This is a genomic window from Arthrobacter sp. APC 3897 (genome assembly GCF_030407495.1).
Classification (GTDB): Bacteria; Actinomycetota; Actinomycetes; order Actinomycetales; family Micrococcaceae; genus Arthrobacter_B.
On record NZ_JASDDG010000033.1, the window covers coordinates 14,084 to 38,480 of the forward strand.

Here is a 24,397-nt window from a genome sequence, read left to right on the forward strand (position 1 = left end):
CCGTGGAAAAGGCCGAGCAGGATGACGCCGCTGCCCTGGCCGCCGAACGGGCCGCAGCCTACGCGGCCGCTTACGCGGAAAAGGCCGCGGCAGCCGATGCCGCTGCGGCGGCGGGCCGGGCCGCCGCACCTTCAGTTGCACTTCCCGTTTCTCATCCGGCTCCGGCCAAGAGTCCGAAAGTCGGCGCTACGGTGACTGCCGGCTCTTCACGCGTTACGGTCATGCCCATCGAGGCTGCGCCTGTCGGATCCGAGACCGACAGCACCCTGAAGACCGGCAGCGCAACGGGTCAGGGCACCCCTCCGGCTGAGCGCACTGTCGTCGACGCCGGCAGCGGGCCTGAAGCTGAGTCCGGAAAAGCGCAGAACGGGAATCCATCCTCCGCCGCACGTTCCGACGAGGCGGTCAAGCAGCAGGCTGGTTCTGGTTCACACGGGAAGCAGCAGAATCAGGCCCCCGCGAAAAAGAAGTTCGGCCCAATCAAGAAGAAGTAGGCCGGTCAACCAGGATTAAACTGGGCGGGCCGGCACTGCCCTGCCGCCCCGGTGCACGGCAAACCCTGTCCGGCACCCCTCTCCTCCGCAGTCCTTAACCCCACCTCGGGAGGGAACCTTGCTGCCCTCCCGTTTTTTGCTGCCCAGATTCCTTCGCTCAGACAATTGCCCTGAGCCGTTCGAGGTTCTATGGTTAGTTACACAACTAACTAACCAAACAGCTGGATCAGGCACTACCCGATCCGCACTCTGTGAAACCGAGGCAGGTCATGACCCCCAGGCCGCATTCGTGAACGTTTTCGATGACAGCCGTCCCATCTTTGTGCAGATAGCTGAGCGCATTGAGGCCGACATCCTGGACGGCGTCCTTGCCGAGGAAGCCCAGGTTCCCTCCACCAACGAATTTGCTGCCTTTTACCGCATCAATCCGGCAACCGCGGCCAAAGGCGTCAATGTGCTGGTGGACGAGGGCCTCCTCTACAAACGTCGCGGCATCGGAATGTTTGTAGCCCCCGGAGCCCGCGCCGCCGTCCTGGCCAAGCGACGTGAACAGTTCTACCGCCAGTACATCCAACCCGTTGCCGATGAAGCACGAAAGCTCGGCATCGGCGCCGACGAGTTATCCACTCTCATCCACCGCAGTGCCGCCGATCGCGAAGGGACCCCGGCACCATGAACGTCGTAGAAACCCGCAACCTCACCCGCCGTTACCGAGACCAGACGGCATTGGACAATGTGACCCTTTCCCTGCCGGCCAACCGAATCTACGGTCTGCTGGGCCGCAACGGAGCCGGAAAGACCACGTTGATGTCCATCCTCACTGCCCAGGCGTTCGCCAGCTCGGGGGATGTCCGGATCTTCGGTGCACACCCGTTCGAAAACGAGTCCGTCCTGTCCCGGATGTGCTTTGTCCGTGAGTCGCAGAAATACCCTGACGATTTCACGATCCGCAACGCCCTGGACGCGGCGGCACTGTTTTTCCCCCGCTGGGACAAAGGCCTGGCGGAGGTGTTGCTGGCTGATTTCCAGTTGCCCGCTCCGAAAAAGCACCGGATCAAAAAGCTCTCACGCGGCCAGCTCTCGGCGGTGGGAGTCATCATCGGGCTGGCCTCACGGGCCGAGCTGACCTTCTTTGACGAGCCCTATCTGGGCCTGGATGCGGTGGCACGCCAGCTCTTCTACGACAGGCTGCTGACCGACTTCGCCGATCATCCCCGGACCATCATCCTTTCGTCCCACCTGATCGACGAAGTGGCGAATCTGCTGGAACATGTGATCGTCATCGACCACGGGCGGATCATCATGGATGACGAAGTGGATGCCGTCACGGGCTCCGCCTTCGCCGTCGCCGGTTCCGCCGCCGCGGTGGAGAAGTTTGTGGGTGACAGGCCGGTTCTGCACCGGGACTCGCTCGGAGCACTTTCCTCGGTGACGCTGGACAGCCGGCTGGGCGCGGACGACCGGGAGCTTGCACGGACCCTGGGCCTGGAACTCGCACCGGTCTCGCTGCAGCAGCTGATTGTCCGCCGAACCCTCAAAGCGAATGAGGGCCCCGGCTCTTCGGACGAAACCAACAACACGAATCTGGAGGTGCTGCGATGAACCGGCCGCTGGCAGTAGCTCGCATGCAGCTGCTCAACAAATGGATCTACCTCGGCATCCCGGCGATCATCCTCGTCTCCTCCACGCTGATCGCCGTGGCCATCCTGGCGGTTATCCCGGACACCGGCGGCACCAGGATGGCCCTCTCCGGGCAGTCAGTCATGTGGTACTTTCTGGGCATCGGCGTGCAGGCCCTCACCCTGACCTTTCCGTTCTCACAGGCCATGAGCGTCAGCAGGCGTTCCTTCTACATTGGAACCCTGGGACTGTTCGCCGTCATGGCCCTCGGGCTCGGCGTGCTCTACTGGCTCCTCGGCCTCGTCGAGCAAGCCACCAATGGCTGGGGCGTGAACGGCGCCATCTTCGCGATTCCCTGGATCGTGCAGTCTGCCTGGTACACGCAGATCCTGCTCTACTTCGCGCTGTCGACGCTGCTGTTCATGTTCGGTTTCTGGTTTGCCACGGTCTACAAGCGGTGGCGTGCCACCGGCCTGCTGGTTGCTCTTCTGGGGTTTGCCGCAGTTCTTCTGGGCGCCGTGGCTTCGGCCACCTGGACGGAGTCCTGGGCGGCGGTGGGAGCCTGGTTTGTCCAGCTGACTCCTCTCGCGCTGACGGGCTGGCTCCTGCTGGGCGGCGTTGTGCTGGCCTTAGGTTCCTACGCAACCCTTCGCCGGGCCACGCCCTAGGCAGGTCTTCGTCGCAACCGGCAGGGCAATCCGGTAAATACCGGAAAGTGCCGCCGTCCCTTCATCGGGCGGCGGCACTTTTGTTGTCCGGGATCAGTTCCCGCCCGCTGAATGAGCCGACCGGATAATGTCCTCGAGTTCCTTCTCCCCCAGCAGGTTATAGGGACGAATCAGCTTGTCCGCTGCCACGTAATAGAAGGCGGCGTTGACCTTCTCCAGGGGAACCTGTTTCAGCCGGGCCCACGCCAACCGGTACACCGCCAGCTGGACCGAGCGGACTTCTAGCTTGTCCCTGGACGGCGGTGATCCGGTTTTCCAGTCGATGAGGTCCCAGGTTCCGTCCGCGTCCTGGAAGACGGCGTCGATGCGTCCGCGCACCACCACCGTATCCACCCTGGTTTCCACCGGCACCTCAATGAAGGCCGGAGTGCGCTGCGCCCAGGGCGAGGCCTCGAACGTGGCAATCATGTCTTCGAGCTGATAGGCCTCGTCCACGTAGGCGTCGGCCGCCCCGGGGTGCTCATCGATGTCCAGCATGCCGCTGGTCCCGAAGAACTCCTCGACCCAGGCGTGGAACGCCGTTCCCTTGCGGGCCGCCATGCCCGGCTCCCGCGGCACGGGACGCCGCAGCTGCCGGGTGACTTCCTCGGGATCGTCTTTCAGATCCACGAGCAGGGAGGCGGAAATGTGGGCGGGCAGTTCCACTTCCACCACCTGGTCGGCCGGGCGGTGCCGTGCCAGGACCAGCTCCACCTCTTTTGCCCACCGGGTAGGTTCAAACACACTGCCGGATGACTCACGGGGTTCCTCTTCCGGAAGGGCATCCGCCCCGGTGAGGATGTCGATTTCTGACTGCCCCACACGTCCCGACTGGCGTGCCGCTGCGTCGAGGACTGCCGTGGCGGCAGCCTGCATGTCTGCCCGCCGCTCCCCCAGCGGATCGATGGGCCAGCTCCGGCGCTGGACGTCCGCATTGGCCGGGTTGGTGGTTCCCTCATTCCCTTCGTCCACCCATGACAGGAGATGGAATCCGGGAGCTCCGTCCTTCCCGAGGTCGTACAGGTCCTGGAGGTAACGGGAGACCGCCGTCGGCTTGGACCTCCCGCCTCCCCACGCACTGGAGGTGCAGATCAGCACGTATTTGGCCCTGGTAAAGGCGACGTAGGCCAGCCGGCGTTCTTCACGCTCCGCATGTCCGCGCGCGTCTTCACTGAAGGCCTTCTCGCTGTCCACCCAGCCCTTCTGATCCTCCTGCTCCCAGTCCCACTGCGGAAGGTCGGGGGCGTCACCCCGCAGGGGCCAGGGAATGGCCCCCTCCCCGCTGCTCCAGCGCGAGTCACGGTCATTGGGGAACTGGCCCTCGTTTAGTCCCGGAACCACCACCACGTCCCATTCCAGTCCCTTGGATGCATGGACGGTCAGCAGCTGCACGGCGTCGCGGCTGGCTTCGAGCTGCGTGACAGGGAGTCCGTTTTCTTCCTCGTTGGCAGCCTCCAGCCAGGCCAGGAAGGCCATCAGGTCCACCCTGTCGCTCGACGCACTGAACGTGGCTGCGGCGTCCACGAAAGCATCCAGGTTCCGCCGGGACTCGTGAATGGTGACGCCGGGCTTGGCTGCAACTTCGATGTCCAGCAGGATCCGGCGTTCAACCTCACCGATCAAAGTGGTGAGGTCCTCGCCGACATAGCTGCGCAGGTCCCGCAGTTCGTCGCGCAGCACGGTCAGCCGGCGCAGCCCTTCCGGGGAAATGGACCGTCCGGCGTTGGAGACCCAATCCGGGCGCGGAAGCGCATCAACGGCTTCCACCAGGGAACCGGCCTCCGCCATGTCCGCTTCCACCACCGTTTCGCCGTCCGGCGCCTCATCGGGACGGTGGACGTCGGCCGCATCGGCCACGGACATAGCCCGTTCCCGGACCCGGACGAGGTGCCGTGACCAGTCGGCCAGTGCCATCAGGTCTGCGGGACCTATCCGCCACCGGGCTCCGGCCAGGATCCGCAGCATCGAATCCGAGCGTCCCGGGTCCCCCAGGACGCGAAGGACGGCCAGGAGGTCCACCACTTCAGGCGTGGACAGCAGACCGCCAAGGCCCACGATCTGCACAGGGATGCCGCGTGCTTCGAGTGCCTCCCGGATGGGTCCGAACTGTTTGCGCCCGCGGCACAGGACGGCCACGGTGGGCTGGAGGTCCTTGCCTGCATCGTCGGTCTCGAAACGCCGTCTGCGGTGGCGCAGCACCTGGTCAGCCACGGCGTCGGCTTCCCCCGGGATGTCTTCAGCATCTTCGGTCCCGGGTACTGAAACGTCCGCCAGATAACGCCCGAGATAGACCTCGCCCAACGGTGCCTGCGGCTTGGCCTGCAGTTCGGGAACGTGCGGCAGCCTTTGGTGTTTCAGCCACGGTGCGGTGGTGTTCAGCGGTGCCGAGACGGTGTTGGCGGTGGCGAGGATGGAGGTGGAGTTGCGCCACGCCACCGAAAGATTGGCTACCGGTGCCAGCGCCCGGGAACCGTCGGGCAGGAACAGCGGGAACTGGTCCCGGAACGTCCCCAGCTGACCGGCCGAGGCGCCGCGGAAACCGTAAATTGACTGATGCGGATCCCCTACAGCCGTGACGGCACGGCCGTCACCGAACAGCTGCGAAAACAGCACCATTTGGGCATGGGAGGTGTCCTGGAATTCATCCAGCAGGACCACCTTGTACTTTGCCCGCTCCATTTCAACGGCCTCGGGAATGGTGGCGGCGATCCTGGCCGCCAGTTCCACCAGATCGCCGAAGTCCAGCTGCCGGCGTTCGGACTTGGCCCTGCGGTAGTTCTCGACCAGTTCCGTGACGGAGATGCGGGTGCGCAGCCGGTCCATCAGCTTCTGCACCGCTGCGGTTGCAGCCTTGGTCTTACCGGCCTGGTACGGCAGTCCGGAAATGACGGCGAGATGCTCCGCCAGGTGCTCCCGAACGCGGGCCGGGTCCTGCAAATGTTCCGCGCATTCACCGGCCATCTGCAGGACGCCGTTGACCAGGGTGGATTTTGCGGCCGTGAAGTGTTCAAACTCTCCGGTGTAGGCCTCCACCACTTCGGTGGCCAGCTGCCAGGACTGGGCTCCGCCGAGCATCACGGAGTCCCGTTCCACGCCCAGGCGCAGACCGTAGTCGTTGACGATGCCGTTGGCGTAGGAATGGTAGGTGGACACGGTGGGATCCAGCCGGGCGTCGGCGCTTTCATCGGGACCGGTTCCCGGCGGAATCAGGCCCGGATCGGCTGTGCCGGCCGAGCGGACCCGATGGAGCAGGTCCAGCCGCTGCCGGATGCGGGTTTCCAGCTCGCCTGCGGCCTTGCGCGTAAACGTCACGCCCAGGATCTGTTCCGGGCGGACGAGCTGGTTCGCCACCAGCCACACCACCCGGTCCGCCATGGTTTTGGTCTTGCCCGATCCGGCACCGGCAATGACCAGCAGCGGTTCCAGGGGCGCTTCAATGATGCCGATCTGGTCATCGGTGGGGTACTGCACCGGGTTCTTCGGATCGGTGTGCAGCATTTCAGCCAGCTCGCGGGCCGAATACCGGGGTGTGCCGGGAACTTCGGGAGGCAGGGTTTCACTCAGGGAGGCACTCATTCGGTGACCTGCTTTCCTTCGGGGCAGAGCGGGCAGATTTCAGGAAGACGGCAGCCGTGGCCGCCGAATCCGCTGCGTGTGGGGTCATGCACGGTGTCAAAGGCGGAATCGGACATCAGCGCAGCTGCCGTCCGGATCATGTCCTGCGCCCGGGTGTCTTCGGGATCCAGCGGTTCCTGTTCCTGCACGGACACGCCCTTGTTGGTGGTGCCCAGCTGCACCAGCGCCGCCCCGCCGGGCAGAGACGACGGCGGCTCCGGCGTCGTCGCGGGACCGTCCTTCCCGTCCGGCTTTTCCCGGGTGACGGCACCCTCCCGCACGGCTTCCTGATAAGCAGCCAGCTGGGGGTGTTCTTTCAGATCGTCCTTCTTGGGGGCCGACTTTCCCGTCTTCAGGTCAACGATGAACAATCTGCCCTCGGCGTCGATCTCCAGGCGGTCGATCTGTCCGCGCAGCAGGGCGGTCCGTTCCTGTCCCCGGATCTCTACGGGGATTTCCGCGGCGAAGTCGCGTTCCACGTCCACCAGGGAGCGCCCTTCCTGCCTCATCCTGATGACGTACTCGGCGAGTTTGCGCACCATGGTTTCGGCGCGCTTGAAATCGATTTTGCCTTCCCAGTTGTCCTTCATGCCCAGGGCCGGCCAGCGGCGCTGGAGTTCAGCGACATACTCACTGCCCGAAGCGTCCGGCAGGTCCTGCGCGATTTGATGCACCAGGGTGCCCAGGGAACGGGCGAAGTCGGTTGCCTGCTCCCCGCCCGCAGCCGAGACAAACCAGCTCAGCGGGGATTTCAGCACAGCGTCAACCTTGGACGGCGATACCGGAATGGGAGTTTCGCCGGGGATCACCGGAGCATCGGTGGACAGGGGCGCCAGTCCCCACCACTCGGACGGCGCGGCGCCGGGAACGCGCACCGGGTGGTTGAGCATGGTGCCCAGATGATGGACTGCTTCACGGGCGAGTTCCGGCTTTTCCTCCCGCTGCTGCGCATGGGCGCGCAGTTCCGCCACCATGGAGCGCAGGGTGAGCGGACGCAGGACCTCGGTGCGTTCCCGTTTCACCGCTTCGGGCGGCAGCGGTTCCACCAGGTCCAGGAACGGGGAGGGCTGTTCATCATCTGAGGACACAGCTGTGCAGATCAGCAGATCGCGGGCGCGCGAGACTGCGGTTGAAAAGCTGCGCAGCTCATCATGCCGGGTGGCGTGCATCAGGGTTTGGGGGCTGCGGTGTTTGGCGAAACCGTCTCCGTGTTCGATGGCGGCCACCAAGTCTCCGCTGCCCAGCAGTTCGCCGCGGAGCCGGAGATTGGGCCAGACCCCGTCCTGGACGCCGGCAACAATGACCATGGGCCATTCCCGTCCTGCGGCGCTGGCCGGTGTCAGCAGTTCCACGGCATCCCTGCGCTGGGCGCGGGCGGCCAGGGTGTCCATCGGCAGTTCGGAGCTGGTCAGGTAGTCAAGGAACTGGGCCGGCGTGGAGCCCGGCAGCTGGTCGACGTAGCGTTCGGCAGTTTGGAACAGTGCCATGATGGCGTCCAGGTCCCGGTCCGCCCGTGCCCCGGCAGCCCCTCCGGAGAGCGCAGCTTCAGCCCATTTTTTGGACCAGCCGGATGCGGACCACAGTGCCCACAGCACGGTTTCGGCCGTGGCGCCGGGCTGGTCCGCCGCAGCGCGGCCGGCGCGCAGCATGGCAGCCAGCCGCTGGGCTGCCCGTGCTTCCCAGGACAATCCGGCGAGCGCCAGCCCGCTGGGTGACAGCGGATCCAGCAGCGCCTCCACCAGCAGTGCGTCACTGGCGCGTCCGCCTCCGCCGCGCATTTCTTCCCGCCGCAGTGACTGGCGCAGCCGGCGCAGTTCAATTGAGCTGGCGCCGCCAATCCGCGAGGTCAGCAGTGCGACGGCCGTTTCAGGCGTGAGCAGGTCCGGGTTCAGCACGACGGCGAAAGCGTCCAGCAGGGGCCGCACAGCGGCCTCGTCCCGAACCGCTTTTTCCGCAACCGGTACCTTAACCTCGATCCCCTGGCCGCTGAGGTAGCGCTGGATCCGCGCCAGCTGCCCGCCGGTGCGGACAATAACAGCCATGTCTTCCAGGCTCCGGCCGTCCAGCAGCTGTGCCTGCAGGATACGCTGGGCAATGTAGCGCAGTTCATGCATGGGCGAATCGACGACGTGTGCCTCGGCCCGGCCGGAAACCGGGGCGTCAGCGGGTACCGCTGCCGAGCCTGCATCCTTGGCGGACCCTGCACCCCCCGGTTTCTCCGGGTCACCGGCGGGAAGAACTGCTGCCCGGTAGCGGGGCAGCTGCCTGACCACCGATATGCGCGATGCAGTGCGGAGCCAGGCCGTGGCAATGGAACCTGTCAGCCGGTGCGGACCGGACAGGACAAAGGTCTGCAGGTTCTCGCCAAGGGTCCCGGCCAGGTTGCCCAGCAGGTCCGGCCGGGCACCGCGGAAGCCCTGCACCACGGTGTCGGGGCATGCGGTGACCACGGCGTCCCCGCCTCCTGTGAGGAGTCCCAGCAGGGCGTGGATAGCCGGGTTGGCCTCCTGCAGATCGTCAACGAGGATGAGCTGCTGGCGGGCGCGTTCCGCGGCGAGGAATTCAGGATCCGATGTCAAAATTTCCAGTGCGGTGGTGATGATGCCGGCCGGGTCAAACGCCTCGGGCATCCTGATATCCAGGACGTCACGGTATTCCTCGTACAGGGCAGCCGCGGCCACCCAGTCCGGCCGGTTGTGCCGGCGGCCCAGATCCGCCACCCGGTCCGAGGAGATGCCGTACTCGATGATGCGGTCAAACAGCTGCCGGATTTCCTGCCGGAAGCCCCGCGTCGGCAGGGCCAGGTCCAGCGATTCCGGCCAGGGCAGGGCGGGGATCCCCTGCTGCCCGTGCCCCTCCAGCAGTTCCTTGATGATGACGTCCTGCTCGGCGCCCGAAAGCAGTTTTGGCGCCCGCGTAATGTACGGCAGCCGGCCTTCGGCCTTGGCCCGCCGGATCAGGTCAAAGGCGTAGGACGCCCAGGTTCGGGCCGGGGAGGTGCTCAGGGTGCCCTGCAGCCTCGCGGACAGCGCGTCGCGCAGGGCCGCTGCGGCCAGGCGCGTGGGAGCCAGCAGGAGCAGTCCCGCGGGATCCAGTCCGCGGCTGATCCGGGCAACCGCAGCCTCCACCAGGACCGTGGACTTGCCGGTGCCGGGAGCGCCCAGTACCAGGACCGGACCGCTGCCTGCGGGCAGGTCCACGACCGCCTGCTGGTCCGGCGTCAGTTCCGGGGCCTGTGCGGTTGCCGCCGAGGGCCCCACCAAATGCAGTTTTACGCTCATGCCTCTACTTCATCACGTCCCGCCGACACTTCCGGCCCGGCGGCCTCCAGCCCTGCGCGCAGAACCTCGATGGCGGCCCACTCCGTTTCCGTCGGGAACCACCGCGCGGCGCCGATCCGCACCCGGTAGCCGCCGCCGTCGTCGTCCGGGGTTCCCGTCACCGGAGTGCCTTCGGCAGCGTAATGCGCCCAGGCCCGCCGGCCGTGGCACCGGGGAGGTTCACCGCCGGCGCGGATCACCCGCCACCAGGGCAGGCCTGCTCCGTGGCGGGACAGGACGGCGCCCACCTGGCGCGGACCGCCGCGGCTGAGGATTTCGGCGACATCCCCGTAGGAAAGCACTCGGGCGGGCGGTATCAGCTCAATCACCGAACGCACGGCTTCGACGTAGTCACTGCGCATGTCACCAGCGTAAGCCGGGCGCAGGCCGGACCGGAATCTTGGATTGTCAGTGCCCAACGGTACGTTTATTTCATGAACAGCTGGCATGAACTTCCCCACGCGGCCTTTGATCTCGAGACCACCGGCCGCGACCCGCAGACCGCACGCATCGTTACCGCTTCCATCATTTTGGTCAACGGCCGGGGGGAAGTCCTGAAGCATCATGAGTGGCTTGCCGCCGTCGAAGAGGATATTCCCGCCGAGGCTGCCGCCATCCACGGCATCAGCACCGAACACGCCCGTGCGCAGGGCCGGCCGGCAGCCGAAGTGACCGCTGAAATTGCCGGCGTGCTGGGAAGCCTCTTCGCAGCGGGCACGCCGGTCCTGGCGTTCAATGCCTCCTATGACTTCACCGTCCTGAACCGGGAGTGCGAACGGTTCGGGCTGACACCGCCGGCTCCCGCACCCGTCATCGATCCCTACATCCTGGACAAGCAGGTGGACCGTTACCGCCGCGGAAAGCGGACGCTGACCGCGTTGACGGAACACTACGGCGTCGGCTTCGAGAACGCGCACACCTCTGCCGCGGACGTGATGGCCACCATCGGGGTTGCCCGGGCCATGGCGGGCAAGTTCCCTGTTCTGCACCGCGAAGCCGCGCTGCTGCATGAGGCTCAGGTCAGCTGGGCCCGTGAACAGGCAGCAAGCTTCCAGGAGTACCTGCGGCGCAGGGACCCCTCAGCAGTGGTGGACGGCACCTGGCCCGCGCGCAGCTGACGTCCCGCGTCACGGTAAGCAACATATTGGAAGCATGCTTCACATAGCCCGGCCGAATCGGGTCCACGGCCACCTGCATGAGATACTGACAGCTGTGTTTGGCGCTGATGGCGCCCCAGGCGCGACCCGGAGACCCCGTGGCAGGGCATCTCGCAGGGATCCGGCGTCTTGTGCCACGTGATTGGCAGACACCACCCGGTTGGCCTGCACCCAGACGTGCCCGGTACTTTCCGCGCCCGGCAACCGCCCGCTGACCAGCACCAATACACAGACCACGAGGATCAATGATCACAGTTACCGACCTGCGCAAGGTCTACCGCCAGGGCGACCGAGACGTTACTGCGCTCGACGGCGTCAGCCTAAGCGTGCCCAAGGGATCCATCCACGGGATTATCGGGCATTCCGGTGCCGGCAAGTCCACGCTGGTGAGATGCCTCACTCTGCTGGACCGTCCGACGTCGGGTTCGGTCACCATTGACGGGCGGGAACTGACCGCAGTCAAGGACTCCGAAATCCGCACCGCCCGGCGCCGCATCGGCATGGTTTTCCAGCACGCCAACCTCATGGATTCGCGCACGGCTGCCGCCAACATCGCGCACCCCCTGGAGCTGGCCGGCGCCAAGAAGCAGGTCATCCAGGACAAGGTGTCCGACCTCCTGCGGCTGGTGGGACTCGAGAGCTTCGCGGGCGCCTATCCCGCGCAGCTGTCCGGCGGCCAGAAGCAGCGCGTGGGCATTGCCCGTGCGCTGGCCTCGGATCCGGACATCCTGCTGTGCGATGAACCCACCTCGGCCCTTGACCCCGGCACCACCGATGACATCCTGGACCTGATCTCTGATCTCTCGCACCGGCTGGGACTGACGGTGCTCATCATCACCCACGAAATGAACGTCGTAAAGCGCATCTGCGATTCCGTTTCCCTGCTCGAAGCGGGGCGGGTGGCCGAGCACGGCCCGCTGAACGAGGTCGCCTCCAACCTGGGCGGCCGGCTGGCCAAAGCGCTGATTCCGCTGCCCGCCACGCCCCTCCTGCCCGGGGACTCCACCGGACCAGTCCTGGAGCTGCTGCTCACGGGCGGCAACGCCACGGAACCGGTGCTGTCCGCACTGACCCGCCGATTTGATACGGATGTGAACGTCCTCGCCGGAAGCGTTGAAACCCTTGCCGGCCAGCGCTTCGGGCGCCTGCGCATCCAGCTCGACGTCCACACGGACATGAGTGCCGTAACCGACTATCTCGCCGATCAGGGCGTTGCCGTGGAGGTGGCCGCATGAATTTCCTGACCGAGCTTTTGGACAACCCCGGAATTACCAAGGCTTTGCCGGAGTCCATTCTGGAAACCCTGCAGATGGTGGGCATCTCCGGCCTTGTCACCCTGCTCATCGGCCTTCCCCTGGGTATTTTCCTGCACACCAGTGCGCCCGGAGGCCTGCGGCCGCTGCCTGTCACCAACCGGATTGTCAGCGGCGTCATCGTGAACATCACCCGTTCCATTCCGTTCGCCATCCTGATGGTGACGCTGATCCCGCTGGCCCGCATCATCACCGGCACCTCCATCGGACCGATCGCCGCCTGCGTGGCCCTGAGCATCGGCACCATCCCGTTCTTCGCCCGCCTGGTGGAAACCGCGCTGCGCGACGTTTCCGGCGGCAAGATTGATGCCGCACTGGTGATGGGATCCACCAAGATGCAGATTGTCTCCAAGGTCCTGCTCCCGGAAGCCATGCCGGGACTGGTTGCCGCCCTGACCACCACCATGGTCACGCTGGTGGGCTACTCCGCCATGGCCGGCATCGTGGGCGGAGGCGGACTGGGACGGCTGGCCTACAACTATGGTGTCCAGCGCTTCGACAGCGGCGTCATGATCGTCACCATTATCGTGATCGTGGCCATTGTCCAGGTCATCCAGATCACCGGCGATGTTGCGGCCCGCCGGGTGGACCACAGATCGGCCGACGGCGGTGCCAAGCGCCGCCGCCGGACCGGTTCTGCCGGTGCCCCCGGCGCCGCCGCTCTCGACGTCAGCGTTGTTGCCCCGCCGGCCGGCCCGGAGCAGGCTGCGGATCACGCGGCGGCGGACAATGCCGCCGGCACCGCGGATATCCGCCGCTGACCACGTAGTTTTCCCGCTCCGTCCGCAGCCCTGCCGGCCGCGGACGGAGTGGAAACCGCAGCCAGTAGCCGCTAGCTGCCCACTGTCCGGGTTGGCCTTCCAGCCCGGGTCATTTGAAAGGAACGCACCCGATGCGTAAATCACTGACTCTCGTTGCCACCGGCGTGGCCGCTGCCCTGGCTCTGTCCGCCTGCGGAGGCTCCGATGCCTCCAGCGAATCCGTTGACACTCTGGACCCGGCAAACCCCGTGACCCTGACGGTGGGCGCCAGCCCGCTGCCGCACGCACAAATCCTGCAGTACGTGGCCGACAATCTGGCCGCCGATGCCGGCCTCGAGCTGGAAATCAAGGAATTCGACGACTACGTCACCCCCAACATCGCACTGGATGACGGCTCGCTGGATGCGAACTACTACCAGCACCTGCCGTATTTCGAATCCCAGGTTGAGTCCCAGGGCTACGACTTCGAACACGGTTCCGGTGTCCACATCGAACCGTACGCCGTCTTCTCGGAAAAGCACGAGGACATCACCGCCGTCGGCGACGGTGCCCGCGTAGCCATCACCAATGACCCCTCCAACCAGGCCCGGGCGCTGACTCTCCTGGAAGAAGCCGGGCTGCTGGAGAATATCGAGGACGATGCATCGGTGCTCGCGCTGACGGATGAGCAGAACCCCAAGGGCCTGGACTTCGTGGAGAACCAGCCGGAGCTGCTCGTCAATGACCTCAGCGATCCCACGGTGGACCTGGCCATCCTGAACGGCAACTACATCCTGGCCGCCGGGCTCAGCACCGACGACGCCCTGCTGGTGGAATCCGTCGAGGAGAACCCGTACGCCAACTTCCTGGCCTGGAAGACCGGCAATAAGGACGCCCGGATCGACAAGCTCGAAGAGCTGCTCCACTCCCCCGAGGTCTCTTCCTTCATCGAGGAAACCTGGCCCAACGGTGACGTGACGGCTGCCTTCTAACCGGCGCCTCCCCCCCCCAGAAGCAGAACAAACAGGAAACCCCGCACCCCCAAAAGGGAGGTGCGGGGTTTCTTTGGTACTAGGGCCCTACGGCAAAGCGTCTGCGGCAGCCTTTGCGGCCGCCGGAAGCGCCGCGTAGATGCGTTCCATGGCGGCGTCGTCATGCGCGCCGGACAGGAACCAGGCTTCAAAGACCGACGGCGGCAGGTATACGCCGCTTTCCAGCATGGAGTGGAAGAACGGCTTGTACCGGAATGCTTCCTGCGCCTGGGCCTGCCCGTAGTTGTGCACGCCGGCGGCGGAGGTGCCGAAGGCGACGCTGAACAGGTTTCCGGCGCGCTGGATGCTGTGGTCCACGCCGGCGTCAGTCAGCGCTGCGGAGACCGCGGCGGACAGCTCCTTGCTGCGGGCATCCACGGTGGCATAGACCTCTGCGGTGGCAGCCTTCAGCGTGGCAACACCGGCGGCCATGGCGATGGGGTTACCCGACAGGGTTCCGGCCTGGTAGACCGGGCCCAGCGGCGCGAGATAGTCCATGACGTCGGCGCGGCCGCCCAGTGCGGCGACGGGCATGCCGCCGCCGATGACCTTGCCGAAGGTGAACAGGTCAGGCGTCCAGCCTTCCACGGCACCGGTCAGGCCCCAGTAACCGGCAGGACCGGTGCGGAAGCCGGTGAGGACCTCATCCAGGATCAGCAGGGCGCCGTTTTCCGCGGTGATGCGCGACAGCGCTGCGTTGAAGCCCGGTTCCGGGGTTACCACGCCCATGTTGGCCGGTGCCGCCTCGGTGATGACGGCGGCAATGCTGGCTCCGTGCTCAGCGAAGGCCTTTTCGACGGCATCCACGTCGTTGTAGGGCAGCACCAGGGTTTCAGCGGCGGTGGCTTCAGTGACTCCGGCCGAGCCGGGCAGGGCCAGGGTGGCCAGGCCGGAACCGGCGGAGGCCAGCAGCCCGTCCAGGTGGCCGTGGTAGCAGCCGGCGAACTTGATGACGAGGTTGCGGCCGGTGAAGCCGCGGGCCAGCCGGATGGCGGTCATGGTGGCTTCGGTGCCGGTGGAGACCATGCGCAGGCGCTTCACGCCCGGAACCCGGTCCATCACCAGCTGCGCCAGCTCGGCTTCGGCCGGGGTGGACGCGCCGAAGGACAGGCCGTTGTCGACGGCGGAGTGCACTGCGGCCAGCACGTCCGGGTGGGCGTGGCCCACCAGGGCGGGTCCCCACGAGCAGACGAGGTCCACGTATTCGCGTCCCTCGGAGTCGGTGATGTACGGGCCCTTGGCGGAGACCATGAACTTGGGTGTTCCACCCACGGATCCGAATGCCCGGACCGGGGAGTTCACGCCCCCGGGCATCAAAGCCCGGGCACGGTCAAAGAGTTCTTCGTTGGACGGCTGCGAGACAGGTGAGGACATTACTTGCTTTCCTTCAGCCAGGCTGCCAGTTCGGCGGCCCAGTAGGTGAGAATCATGTTTGCGCCGGCCCGCTTGATGCCCAGCACGGACTCTTCGATGGCCCGGCGGCGGTCAATCCAGCCGTTGGCGGCGGCAGCTTCAATCATCGCGTACTCGCCGGAGATCTGGTAAGCACCCACCGGAACAGGAGACATGGCGGCCACGTCAGCGAGCACGTCAAGGTAGCTCATGGCGGGCTTGACCATCACCATGTCCGCACCTTCTTCAAGGTCCAGCTCCACCTCCAGCAGGGCTTCGCGGCGGTTGGCCGCTTCCATCTGGTAGGTCCGGCGATCGCCCTTGAGCTGGGAATCCACGGCTTCGCGGAAGGGCCCGTAGAACGCCGAGGCGTACTTGGCGGCATAGGCGAACAGGGACACGTCCTGATATCCCGCGGTGTCCAGTGCATGGCGGATCACCGCAATCTGCCCGTCCATCATGCCGGACGGGCCCAGGACGTGGGCACCGGCGCGGGCCTGCTCCACAGCCATCCGGCCGTAGATTTCCAGGGTGCTGTCATTGTCCACGACACCGTTTTCATCCAGGACGCCGCAGTGCCCGTGATCGGTGAATTCGTCCAGGCAAACGTCGCTCATGATGACCAGGTCATCGCCGACCTCCTCGCGTACTGCGGCGATGCCGCGGTTGAGGATGCCGTCCGGATCGGTCCCGGCGCTGCCGACGGCGTCGCGCTCGGCGGGAATGCCGAAGAGCATGATCCCGCCCACTCCCAGCTCAACCGCCTCCGCGGCGGCTTTCTTCAGCGAATCCATGGTGTGCTGGACCACGCCGGGCATGGAGGTCAGCGGGTTGGGCTCGGTGATGCCCTCGCGGACAAAGGCGGGGAGGATCAGCTCGGCCGGATCCAAGCGGTATTCGGCGGTCAGACGCCTCATGGCCGGCGTGGTGCGCAGCCGGCGGGGACGGTGGTGGGGGAAGCTCATGGATAATCTGCCTTCCGTTAATGACGGGGAACTAGTTTGTAGCGCCCTTGGACATAGCAACAACAAGGGCCTGCGCTATTCCCTCGGGTGTGGGCTGGGCCGCTACGGCATCGGCCGGGCAGTCCAGTTCAGCCATCTGCGCCGCTGTGCTGTCTCCGATGGCCACCAGCAGTGTTCCCGCCGGAACAGGCGTGCAGAGCCGCAGGAACCGGCGAACGATACTGGGCGAGGTCAGCACGACGGCGCGCGGGCCCGCCGGCGCCGCGCCCAGGAAGTCCCTGGCGGTGATGAGCGGTGGTGTCCCGGCAGCGCCGGCGTCAGCTGCGGGTGTAAAGCGGACACCCGGGGCGGGGTGGTCCACGGTGCAGTAGGCGGTGACGGCACGGACGTCCCAGCCCAGCGATGTCAGGTTCTCGCGGAGGGCCGGATCGGCAAGGTCCGCCTGCGGCAGCAGGATCCGCAGGCAGCCGCCCTCCGGGTCCCACCCCTGAGGGTGCGGCCAGGTTTCAGCCAGTCCGCGGGCGGAATGATCACCCTCGGGCATCAGGTCCACGGCCAGGCCAATGTCCTCGAGCGCTCGGCGGGTTCCTGTACCGACGGCGGCGATCCGGGTTCCGGCCGGGACGGCGGATGCCGGAGGCACACCCAGGGCGGCGCAGCGGCGCACCATGGCAAGCACGGTGGTCACGCTGGTGAAGATGACCCAGGCAAACCGTCCGGAGCGCAGGGATCCCAGCGCCGCGTCCAGCTCACTGGTATCTGCCGGAAACTGGAAATCGATCAGCGGCAGAAGCGCCACCGCAGCACCACGGGATTCCAGTTCGGCGGTCATTGCCGCGGCCCGGTCCGGGCTGCGCGGCAGGACCACGTTTAGCCCCGCCAGTTCTCCGTGTTTGGCCCGGGACATTTCAGCGGTTTCCGGAGGTCAGCATCAGCTGACCGCCAGGTCCGTCAGGGACGCGGCACCGGCGGCAAGCAGGTCCTCAGCCAGGCGGACGCCCAGGGCACGGGCGCCGTCTTCATCCAGCTCGGCTGTGGCCGCTGACCGCCGCATCACCCTGGAGCCGTCGTCGCTGCAGACCACGGCCTCCAGGTGCAGCCGGTCCTCGGTCACGGTGGCCAACGCACCAATGGGTGCGGTGCAGCCGGCTTCCAGCCGGTTCAGCAGGGCCCGCTCCGCCGTCACCGTCAAGCGCGCGGCATTGTTGTCATAGGCAGCCAGTGCCCGGCTCAGCGGTCCTTCGGCGGCGTCCGCGGTCCGGCATTCCACGGCCAGGGCTCCCTGGCCGGGAGCGGGCAGCATGACGGAGGGGTCCAGGAATTCCGAGACCATCTCCAGACGGCCCAGGCGCGCCAGGCCCGCGGCCGCTAGTACGACGGCGTCAAGGTCCCCGGGAGCGCCTTCCACCAGCCCGGCTACCCGGCCCAGGCGGGTGTCCACGTTGCCGCGGATATCCACCACCTCCAGGTCCGGGCGCACGGAACGGAGCTGTGCGGCCCGCCGCGGGGATCCGGTGCCCACGCGGGCACCTTCGGGCAGCTGCGCCAGGGTCAGGCCGTCGCGGGCGCACAGCGCGTCACGAACATCCACCCGGCCCGGGATGGCACCAATGGCCAGTCCCTCCGCTGCACCCGTCGGCAGGTCCTTGAGGGAGTGCACGGCAACGTCGCAGTCCCCGCGCAGCAGGGAATCCCGCAGCGCGGCGACGAAGACACCTGTGCCGCCAATCTGGGACAGGGCGGCCCGGTTGATGTCCCCCTCGGTCCGCACCCGGACCAGGTCAACCTCAAACCCGCCCAGTTCAGCAAGCGCGTTGGCCACCGTGGTGGTCTGGGTGACGGCCAGGGCACTGCCCCGGGTTCCGATCAGTACAGGCGAATGCGCCACTACTGGATCCCCACCGTGGAATCGGCGCCTGCAATGGTGGGCTTTTCGCCGCGCAGGTTGGCGCAGCAGCCCGGCCGGCAAACGTCGTACCACGGACCCAGCGGGGTCAGGGCGGGACGGTCGGCAATGTTGTTTTCAGCGGTCCGCTCGGACAGTAGATCCACCAGGCCGGAAACGAAGGTCTCGTGGATGCCCGGGGTGGGTGCGCGGTGTGCCGCCAGACCCAGTTCCCGGCAGGTGTCCATGGCCTCGGTGTCCAGGTCCCAGAGAACTTCCATGTGGTCGCTGACGAAGCCCAGCGGCACAATGACAACGCCCTGAACTCCCTTGGCGGGCAGTTCTGCAATGGCGTCGTTGATGTCCGGTTCCAGCCACGGGGTGTGCGGGGATCCGGAACGGGACTGGTAGACCAGCTGCCAGTCCAGGCCGGCAGCTTCGGGAACGCGGTCCATGATGGCGCGGGCGTTGGCGAGGTGCTGGGCAACGTAGGCGCTGCCCTCCTCGAACTCGCGGTCGCGCGGGCCGGAAGCCTCGGCGTCGGCCGTGGGAATGGAGTGCGTGGAGAACAGGATTTCAATCTTCCCGTCCTCCTTGCCTTCGGCGGCCAGCTGCTCGCGGACGCGGGCGAGGGAATCGCGGACGCCCTCCACGAACGGCTCCACAAACCCGGGGTGGTCAAAGTACTGGCGGACCTTGTCCACCTGCAGCTTCTTGTCCAGCCCGGTGGCCAGCAGATTCATGCCGAGGTCCTCGCGGTACTGGCGGCAGCTGGAGTAGGAGGAGTACACGCTGGTGGTGACCATCAGCAGCCGGCGGTAACCGGTGTCATACGCTTCCTGCAGCACGTCCTTGATGTAGGGAGCCCAGTTCCGGTTTCCCCACAGCACCGGAGTGTCAATGCCGCGGCGCTTCAGCTCAGCCTCGATGGCCGCCTTCAGGGCACGGTTCTGCTCGTTGATCGGGCTGATGCCGCCGTTGGCGCGGTAGTGGGTAGCCACTTCCTCCAGCCGTTCGTCCGGGATCCCCCGGCCGCGGGTGACGTTCCGCAGGAACGGAATGACATCTTCCTGCCCTTCGGGGCCGCCAAAGGACGCCAGCAGGATCGCGTCGTAATGCTGGGGTGCCATGCGTCCGTTCTCGTCAACGCCGTCAAGCGGGTTGAATGCTGCGGACTCGTTGGAAGACTCAGTTGTCATTTCAGTACCTCGGCAACTTCCGCGGCGTCGATGCGCCGGCCGGTATAGAAGGGGATTTCTTCGCGGACGTGATTACGGGCTTCGGTGGAGCGCAGGTGACGCATCATGTCCACCAGGTCAACCAGGTTGGGAGCCTCCAGCCCCAGGATCCATTCCCAGTCGCCGAGGGCAAACGAGGCAACCGTGTTGGCCAGAACCTGCGGGAATTCGCGTCCCAGCATGCCGTGGTCGCGCAGCATCTTGCCGCGCTCCTCGGCGGGAAGCAGGTACCACTCGTAGGAGCGGACAAACGGGTAGACGCAGATCCAGGCCTCGGGATCGATGCCCCGGGCATAGGACGGCCAGTGGTTCTTGGAGAACTCCGCATCGCGGTGCACACCCATGGCAGACCACGCAATTTCGGTTCCGTTGAACAGGCCGGAGCGGCGGATGTCGCGGACGGCTGACTGCAGGTCTTCGGCGCGGCCGCCGTGCAGCCAGACCATGACGTCGGCATCGGCGCGCATGGCAGAGACGTCGTACAGCCCGCGTAGGGTGACGTGGCGCTCTGACAGTTTTTCGGTCAAGGCCTCAAAGGCTTTGATGTCATCGGAATCGGCAGCGGCATCTGATGCCACGCCCGCTGCGGACCGCTTGAAAACGGTCCAGAGGGTGAAGAACTGTTCTTCGGTGTCGGCTGTTTCTGCGGTGCTCTGTCCCATGGGCTCACTCATGATTAACAGTCTGCCCTTCCGGGCAGGCTTAGGCGAAATACTCCACTTCTACTTCTTGTAGAAAGTGATAAAGATCACTGCCGGCCCAGCTGTTCCACCAGCCCGGCGATCCGGGTGCGCGTATCAGCCGTGACGGCGGCCAGCCCGGTACCGGCCAGCCAGGCGCCCACCACTTCCAGCCCGGCAGTCTTGTCCACGGCGGCGCGGACCGCGGCCACCCGCTCACGGTGCCCGACGGCGGCAGAAGGCAGGGCGCCGACCCACCGCACCACGTCCCAGCCCACAACATCATCCACTCCCAGCGGGACCTGCAGCAGCACCGAGGCATCTGCGAGGGCCTGGGCAAAGAGGTCCTCGTCATCGCGCCCCACCGGGCTTGGCTGCACCGCCGTGTCGGCAGCACTCAGCGCCCGCCCGTAGGAGAGCCGCAGCACGTGCGTTCCCGGCCCGGTGGAATCGGCGAGCCACTGCCACTTTGCCGTGGCGTGCGTCAGCGCCTTCGCATCAACGGCATCAACGTCCGCCGCAACGAGTACGCCGGTGCCGCGCGGGTGGGCATCCAGATCCGGCTGGTCCACAACGAGGGTGACGAGGGCGACGCCGGGACCCGGACCCGGGCGTGCCGCGGCCAGTTCCGGCACGGTGTCTGCCAGCAGGACAGCAGCGGACGGGCCGTCCGTTGCCATGACCAGCGTGTCTGCGGTGACAGTTTCCGCCTCGGGCGCCTCATCTCCGGCGATCGAGACCGTCCACCCGCTGCCGCTGTGCCCCACGGCCGTGACGGCCGCTCCGGTGCGGATCCTGACCCCCAGCGCCAGCAGGTCCTCCTCCAGCGCGCGCGTGAGCCTTCCCATTCCTCCGGCCAGCCCGGCGACGGCGGAACCGGCGGGGGCTGCAGCCCGCATGGACGCTACTGCTCCGGCAAGGGATCCGTGCTCGGCCAGGGCAGCGCGGAGGCCCGGAGCCACCGAGTCCGCGTCCAGCACATCCGGATCCGAGGAATACACGCCGCCCACCACCGGGGCAACCAGCCGGCGAAGCACCGCGTCGCCCATGCGGGTGCGGACCACTTCGCCCAGGCTCACAGTTTCCCGGCGGGCCAGGCTGCCTACCGGCAACACCTTGTCCAGCGCTGCCCGCGCGGAACCCGTGCGGCCAATGGCCTGCACAATTTCGGGCGCCCGCGGGTCCGCGGGAATGCCGAGCAGGCCGGTTTGCGGCATCCGCTGGGCGGACGCTGCAGTGTCTTCACCGGCCAGCTGCAGCCAGGCGCCGTCCCGGTTGGGCTGAACGACGGCGTGCCCCAGGCCCAGTTCTTCAATCAGGTCCGGCACGGCCCGGGACCGCGTAGCGAAGGACTCCGCACCGCTGTCCAGGGTCAATCCCGCAACAGAGTGCGCACCAACACAGCCGCCAAGGTCAGGTCCGGCCTCCAGCAGCGTGACGGACAGGCCGCTGCGGGCCAGGTCCCTGGCAGCGATCAGACCGGACATGCCGCCGCCTACCACCACTGCGGTTTTCGGGGCGGGTCCGGGCACCTCCGGAACAGCATCGGGAGCCGTTTTCCGGGCGGCCGGAAAATGGGACAGGGCCGCCGGCAAATGGGGAAGGACTGGACGGTGCGGCACGGTTACGGCTCCACTGAATGGATAAGCTGTACCACCCGCGTCAGGACGTCCGGATCCGTTTCAGGGGGCACCCCGTGACCCAGGTTCACCACATGGCCCGGCGCAGCGGCTCCGGCGGCCAGGACCTCGCGCACATGGGCTTCCAGCACCGGCCACGGGGCGTTCAGCAGAGCCGGGTCAATGTTTCCCTGCAGGGGCGTTGCTCCGCCGAGCCGGCGGTTGGCCTCGTCCAGCGGCAAGCGGTAATCGACTCCCACCACATCAACGCCAACATCACGCATGGCCCCCAGCAGCTCGGAGGTTCCGGTGCCGAAATGCACCAGCGGCGCACCAAGATCCCGGACATGGTCCAGCGCGCGGGTCGACGCCGGCGCCACATGGCGGGTGTAATCCGCGAGTCCAAGTGATCCTGCCCAGGAGTCAAAGAGCTGCCCGGCGCTGGCTCCCGCTTCAAGCTGGGCGCGCAGGAACATTCCCGAAGCATCTGCGGCCCACTCAGTCAGAGCACGCCAGGCGTCCGGGTCAGCATGCATCATGGTGCGCGGACCCAGGTGGTCGCGGGAGGGCTTGCCCTCCACCATGTAGGCGGCCAGCGTAAACGGGGCACCGGCAAATCCGATCAGCGGAGTCTTGCCGAGTTCCGCCACCGTCAGGCGCACTGCTTCGCGGATCGGTTCCAGCGCCTCTTCGGTGAGGGCCGGCAGTGCGGCAACATCCGCTGCGGTGCGCACCGGCGCGCCCAGGACCGGACCGACGCCCGGGACAATGTCGACGTCGACACCGGCCAGCTTGAGCGGGATGACGATATCCGAGAAGAAGATACCGGCGTCAACGTCGTGCCGGCGGACGGGCTGCAGCGTGATTTCGGAGGCCAGCGCGGGGTCCAGACAGGAATCCAGCATCGCAATTCCCTCCCGCAGCTTGCGGTATTCGGGAAGCGACCTTCCGGCCTGGCGCATGAACCAGACCGGCCGGCGGGAGGGAGTTCCACCCCGGTAGGCGGTAATCAGGGGGGAATCGGCCGTGCGGCCATCCATGAGCGGATGAGAGGCGCTAAGAGTCATACCCTGATTCTCTCCAAAATCCGGCCCGAAGGATAACCGGGCCGCAGTGATGCCCCGCTGCGGCCGAACAGGTGAGGGGAAACACAGGTGAAAACGGCCCAGGTAAGGGCGCCCTATTGGGGTTCGCCCAGATCCGGTGGCTAGTATTGAGGCACTGTGGTTCTACTTTCCTTAATTGCGACGCACTCCGATGTTGACCTGGAAACCGTTGCCCGCCTCAGCGCCGGCGCCTCCCAGGTCCCCTCCTCCCTGCTCGAAACCGGATCCGCGGTGACCGGATCCGTGGTCCTGGCCACCTGCAACCGGTTCGAGGTCTACTGCGAGGCAAAGTCGGAGGCGGACATTGAAGCCGCCCGTTCCGCCGCCGTCGCAGAAATCAGCCGGCATTCCGGCCTGTCCAAGGACCTGGTCTCCCGCTCCCTGGAAACCAATACCGGCGAATCCGTAGCCAAACACCTGTTCGCCGTCGGCGCGGGGCTGGATTCCGCAGTGGTGGGCGAGCGTGAAATTGCCGGACAGGTGCGCCGCGCCCTCATCGAAGCGCAGGAAAACGGCACGGCCAGCGGCGGCCTCACCCGCCTTTTCCAGACAGCTTCCCGGACCGCCAAAGATGTTGGAGCACTGACAGCCCTCGGTAAACGGGGACTTTCCATTGTCTCGGTGGCGCTGGAACTGGCCACTGACCTGTCGATGGACACGGACTGGTCCGCCAAGGACGTTGTTGTCTTTGGCACCGGCGCCTATGCCGGAGCCACCATGGCACTGCTCAAGGAGCGCGGCTGCAGCCGGATCAGCGTGTATTCCTCGTCCGGACGGGCCGAGTCGTTCACCGCATCGCGCGGCGGAACGCCGCTGACCCGCGAATCCCTGCCGGCTGCCCTGGCCGCGGCGGACGTCGTCATCGGCTGCAGCGGAAGCGAAAGCCAGGTCAGCGCCGGAGACATCAGGCGCGTCCGGAAATCCAGCAACAAGCCCCTGATCATAATTGACCTTGCCCTCACCCACGACTTCGATCCGGATGTCCGTGAGCTGGACGGGGTGGAGCTGATCACCCTGGAATCAGTGCGTCTGGCCGCCCCGGCCGAGCAGGCAGAGTCCTTGAAGCAGGCCAGCAGCATCGTGGCTGACGCCGCGAAGGCATTCTCTGAACACCAGCTGAGCCGCCAGATGGACTCCGCGATTGTGGCCCTGCGCCGGCACACCCTCAACGTCCTTGATTCCGAGCTCGAGAAGGTCCGCGCCCAGCACGGCTGCACCGGGGCTGCCGAGGAAGTGGAGTTCGCCATGCGCCGCATGGTCAAGCAGCTGCTGCATGTCCCCACGGTCCGGGCGCGCGAGCTTGCCGCCAGCGGCCAGCAGGATGACTACATCAAAGGTCTTGAGGCCCTGTTCGGCATCAGCCTGGATCAGCCGGTGGAACGCCGGCGTCCGTCCGCACCCCATGGACCCGGCCATCATGTCAGCACCGGGTCAGACATTTCCGAAGACGGCACTGACACCGCAGCGTCCGCCTGACCAGCAGTTCGAGCACAGAAACCTTCAGCACAGGACCCT

18 protein-coding genes and 2 pseudogenes are annotated in these 24,397 nt (G+C 66.4%); 9 read left to right on the forward strand and 11 right to left on the reverse strand.

Annotated elements, in window-relative coordinates; genetic code table 11:
- The 4 genes and pseudogenes from QMA10_RS15045 to QMA10_RS15060 all read left to right on the forward strand — a co-directional run.
- Window positions 1-494: pseudogene (locus QMA10_RS15045) on the forward strand (hypothetical protein); the annotation flags it as partial.
- A 289-nt stretch (window positions 495-783) separates the two neighbouring features.
- A complete protein-coding gene (locus QMA10_RS15050) occupies window positions 784-1,170 on the forward strand; it encodes a GntR family transcriptional regulator (protein WP_290169627.1) in 387 nt (128 codons plus the stop codon).
- The gene (locus tag QMA10_RS15055) at window positions 1,167-2,096 is read left to right on the forward strand and encodes an ABC transporter ATP-binding protein (RefSeq protein WP_290169628.1); all 930 of its coding nucleotides are present in this window, start codon (window positions 1,167-1,169) and stop codon (window positions 2,094-2,096) included. Before QMA10_RS15050 ends, QMA10_RS15055 begins: the two co-directional genes overlap by 4 nt.
- 23 nt (window positions 2,097-2,119) lie before the next feature.
- Entirely contained in the window at window positions 2,120-2,782 is a 663-nt protein-coding gene (locus tag QMA10_RS15060) for a hypothetical protein (RefSeq protein WP_290169630.1), read from the forward strand.
- A 93-nt stretch (window positions 2,783-2,875) separates the two neighbouring features.
- Here the strand turns inward: QMA10_RS15060 and QMA10_RS15065 are convergent, their stop codons facing one another.
- The 3 genes from QMA10_RS15065 to QMA10_RS15075 are packed head-to-tail and all read right to left on the reverse strand — an operon-like array spanning window position 2,876 to window position 10,118.
- Entirely contained in the window at window positions 2,876-6,397 is a 3,522-nt protein-coding gene (locus QMA10_RS15065; RefSeq protein WP_290169631.1) for an ATP-dependent DNA helicase, read from the reverse strand.
- The gene (locus QMA10_RS15070; RefSeq protein WP_290169633.1) at window positions 6,394-9,717 is read right to left on the reverse strand and encodes an ATP-dependent DNA helicase; all 3,324 of its coding nucleotides are present in this window, start codon (window positions 9,715-9,717) and stop codon (window positions 6,394-6,396) included. The genes QMA10_RS15065 and QMA10_RS15070 overlap by 4 nt, the downstream gene beginning before the upstream one ends.
- Window positions 9,714-10,118, reverse strand: coding sequence for an MGMT family protein (locus QMA10_RS15075; protein ID WP_290169634.1), 405 nt, complete (start codon window positions 10,116-10,118; stop codon window positions 9,714-9,716). The genes QMA10_RS15070 and QMA10_RS15075 overlap by 4 nt, the downstream gene beginning before the upstream one ends.
- A gap of 72 nt (window positions 10,119-10,190) precedes the next feature.
- Between QMA10_RS15075 and QMA10_RS15080 the strand changes: the two genes are divergently transcribed.
- The 4 genes and pseudogenes from QMA10_RS15080 to QMA10_RS15095 all read left to right on the forward strand — a co-directional run bounded on the left by QMA10_RS15080 (window position 10,191) and on the right by QMA10_RS15095 (window position 13,958).
- Window positions 10,191-10,874 (forward strand): 3'-5' exonuclease, encoded by a 684-nt coding sequence (locus QMA10_RS15080; RefSeq protein ID WP_290169636.1) that lies wholly within the window; start codon window positions 10,191-10,193, stop codon window positions 10,872-10,874.
- Between the two features lie 284 nt (window positions 10,875-11,158).
- Entirely contained in the window at window positions 11,159-12,148 is a 990-nt protein-coding gene (locus QMA10_RS15085) for an ATP-binding cassette domain-containing protein (protein ID WP_290169637.1), read from the forward strand.
- Window positions 12,145-12,822: pseudogene (locus QMA10_RS15090) on the forward strand (methionine ABC transporter permease); the annotation flags it as partial. The gene QMA10_RS15085 and the pseudogene QMA10_RS15090, both read left to right, overlap by 4 nt.
- Before the next feature lie 296 nt (window positions 12,823-13,118).
- Window positions 13,119-13,958, forward strand: a complete 840-nt coding sequence (locus tag QMA10_RS15095; RefSeq protein WP_290169639.1) for a MetQ/NlpA family ABC transporter substrate-binding protein — start codon at window positions 13,119-13,121, stop codon at window positions 13,956-13,958.
- A gap of 87 nt (window positions 13,959-14,045) precedes the next feature.
- Here QMA10_RS15095 and hemL read toward each other — a convergent pair whose 3' ends face one another.
- The 8 genes from hemL to hemE all read right to left on the reverse strand — a co-directional run bounded on the left by hemL (window position 14,046) and on the right by hemE (window position 22,843).
- Window positions 14,046-15,371 (reverse strand): glutamate-1-semialdehyde 2,1-aminomutase, encoded by a 1,326-nt coding sequence (gene hemL, locus QMA10_RS15100; protein ID WP_290169640.1) that lies wholly within the window; start codon window positions 15,369-15,371, stop codon window positions 14,046-14,048.
- Complete coding sequence (hemB, locus tag QMA10_RS15105) at window positions 15,371-16,354, reverse strand: porphobilinogen synthase (protein WP_290169641.1); 984 nt, start codon at window positions 16,352-16,354, stop codon at window positions 15,371-15,373. The genes hemL and hemB overlap by 1 nt, the downstream gene beginning before the upstream one ends.
- Window positions 16,355-16,385: 31 nt before the next feature.
- Window positions 16,386-17,261, reverse strand: coding sequence for a uroporphyrinogen-III synthase (locus QMA10_RS15110; RefSeq protein ID WP_290169642.1), 876 nt, complete (start codon window positions 17,259-17,261; stop codon window positions 16,386-16,388).
- A gap of 24 nt (window positions 17,262-17,285) precedes the next feature.
- Window positions 17,286-18,242 (reverse strand): hydroxymethylbilane synthase, encoded by a 957-nt coding sequence (gene hemC / locus QMA10_RS15115; RefSeq protein WP_290169644.1) that lies wholly within the window; start codon window positions 18,240-18,242, stop codon window positions 17,286-17,288.
- Window positions 18,242-19,369 carry a ferrochelatase gene (locus QMA10_RS15120; RefSeq protein ID WP_290169670.1) on the reverse strand — a complete coding sequence of 376 codons (1,128 nt, stop codon included), beginning with the start codon at window positions 19,367-19,369 and terminating at the stop codon, window positions 18,242-18,244. Before QMA10_RS15120 ends, hemC begins: the two co-directional genes overlap by 1 nt.
- 65 nt (window positions 19,370-19,434) lie before the next feature.
- Entirely contained in the window at window positions 19,435-20,151 is a 717-nt protein-coding gene (gene hemQ / locus QMA10_RS15125; protein ID WP_290169645.1) for a hydrogen peroxide-dependent heme synthase, read from the reverse strand.
- 74 nt (window positions 20,152-20,225) lie between these two features.
- Complete coding sequence (gene hemG / locus QMA10_RS15130; RefSeq protein ID WP_356835312.1) at window positions 20,226-21,779, reverse strand: protoporphyrinogen oxidase; 1,554 nt, start codon at window positions 21,777-21,779, stop codon at window positions 20,226-20,228.
- A 2-nt stretch (window positions 21,780-21,781) separates the two neighbouring features.
- On the reverse strand, window positions 21,782-22,843 hold the full coding sequence (hemE, locus tag QMA10_RS15135) for a uroporphyrinogen decarboxylase (protein WP_290169646.1): 1,062 nt from the start codon (window positions 22,841-22,843) through the stop codon (window positions 21,782-21,784).
- A gap of 156 nt (window positions 22,844-22,999) precedes the next feature.
- On the opposite strand from hemE, the gene QMA10_RS15140 reads away from it, so the two are divergent.
- Window positions 23,000-24,358, forward strand: coding sequence for a glutamyl-tRNA reductase (locus tag QMA10_RS15140; protein ID WP_290169647.1), 1,359 nt, complete (start codon window positions 23,000-23,002; stop codon window positions 24,356-24,358).
- The last annotated feature ends 39 nt before the right edge of the window (window positions 24,359-24,397 follow it).

Excerpts from the sequence above, each read along its gene's own strand:
- QMA10_RS15055 (WP_290169628.1), top strand. The coding sequence starts at position 1,167 with ATGAACGTCGTAGAAACCCGCAACCTCACCCGCCGTTACCGAGACCAG.
- QMA10_RS15060 (WP_290169630.1), top strand. The coding sequence starts at position 2,120 with ATGCAGCTGCTCAACAAATGGATCTACCTCGGCATCCCGGCGATCATC.
- QMA10_RS15065 (WP_290169631.1), bottom strand. The coding sequence starts at position 6,397 with ATGAGTGCCTCCCTGAGTGAAACCCTGCCTCCCGAAGTTCCCGGCACA.
- QMA10_RS15070 (WP_290169633.1), bottom strand. The coding sequence starts at position 9,717 with ATGAGCGTAAAACTGCATTTGGTGGGGCCCTCGGCGGCAACCGCACAG.
- QMA10_RS15075 (WP_290169634.1), bottom strand. The coding sequence starts at position 10,118 with ATGCGCAGTGACTACGTCGAAGCCGTGCGTTCGGTGATTGAGCTGATA.
- QMA10_RS15080 (WP_290169636.1), top strand. The coding sequence starts at position 10,191 with ATGAACAGCTGGCATGAACTTCCCCACGCGGCCTTTGATCTCGAGACC.
- QMA10_RS15085 (WP_290169637.1), top strand. The coding sequence starts at position 11,159 with ATGATCACAGTTACCGACCTGCGCAAGGTCTACCGCCAGGGCGACCGA.
- QMA10_RS15095 (WP_290169639.1), top strand. The coding sequence starts at position 13,119 with ATGCGTAAATCACTGACTCTCGTTGCCACCGGCGTGGCCGCTGCCCTG.
- hemL (WP_290169640.1), bottom strand. The coding sequence starts at position 15,371 with ATGTCCTCACCTGTCTCGCAGCCGTCCAACGAAGAACTCTTTGACCGT.
- hemB (WP_290169641.1), bottom strand. The coding sequence starts at position 16,354 with ATGAGCTTCCCCCACCACCGTCCCCGCCGGCTGCGCACCACGCCGGCC.
- QMA10_RS15110 (WP_290169642.1), bottom strand. The coding sequence starts at position 17,261 with ATGTCCCGGGCCAAACACGGAGAACTGGCGGGGCTAAACGTGGTCCTG.
- QMA10_RS15120 (WP_290169670.1), bottom strand. The coding sequence starts at position 19,369 with ATGGCACCCCAGCATTACGACGCGATCCTGCTGGCGTCCTTTGGCGGC.
- hemQ (WP_290169645.1), bottom strand. The coding sequence starts at position 20,151 with ATGAGTGAGCCCATGGGACAGAGCACCGCAGAAACAGCCGACACCGAA.
- hemE (WP_290169646.1), bottom strand. The coding sequence starts at position 22,843 with ATGACTCTTAGCGCCTCTCATCCGCTCATGGATGGCCGCACGGCCGAT.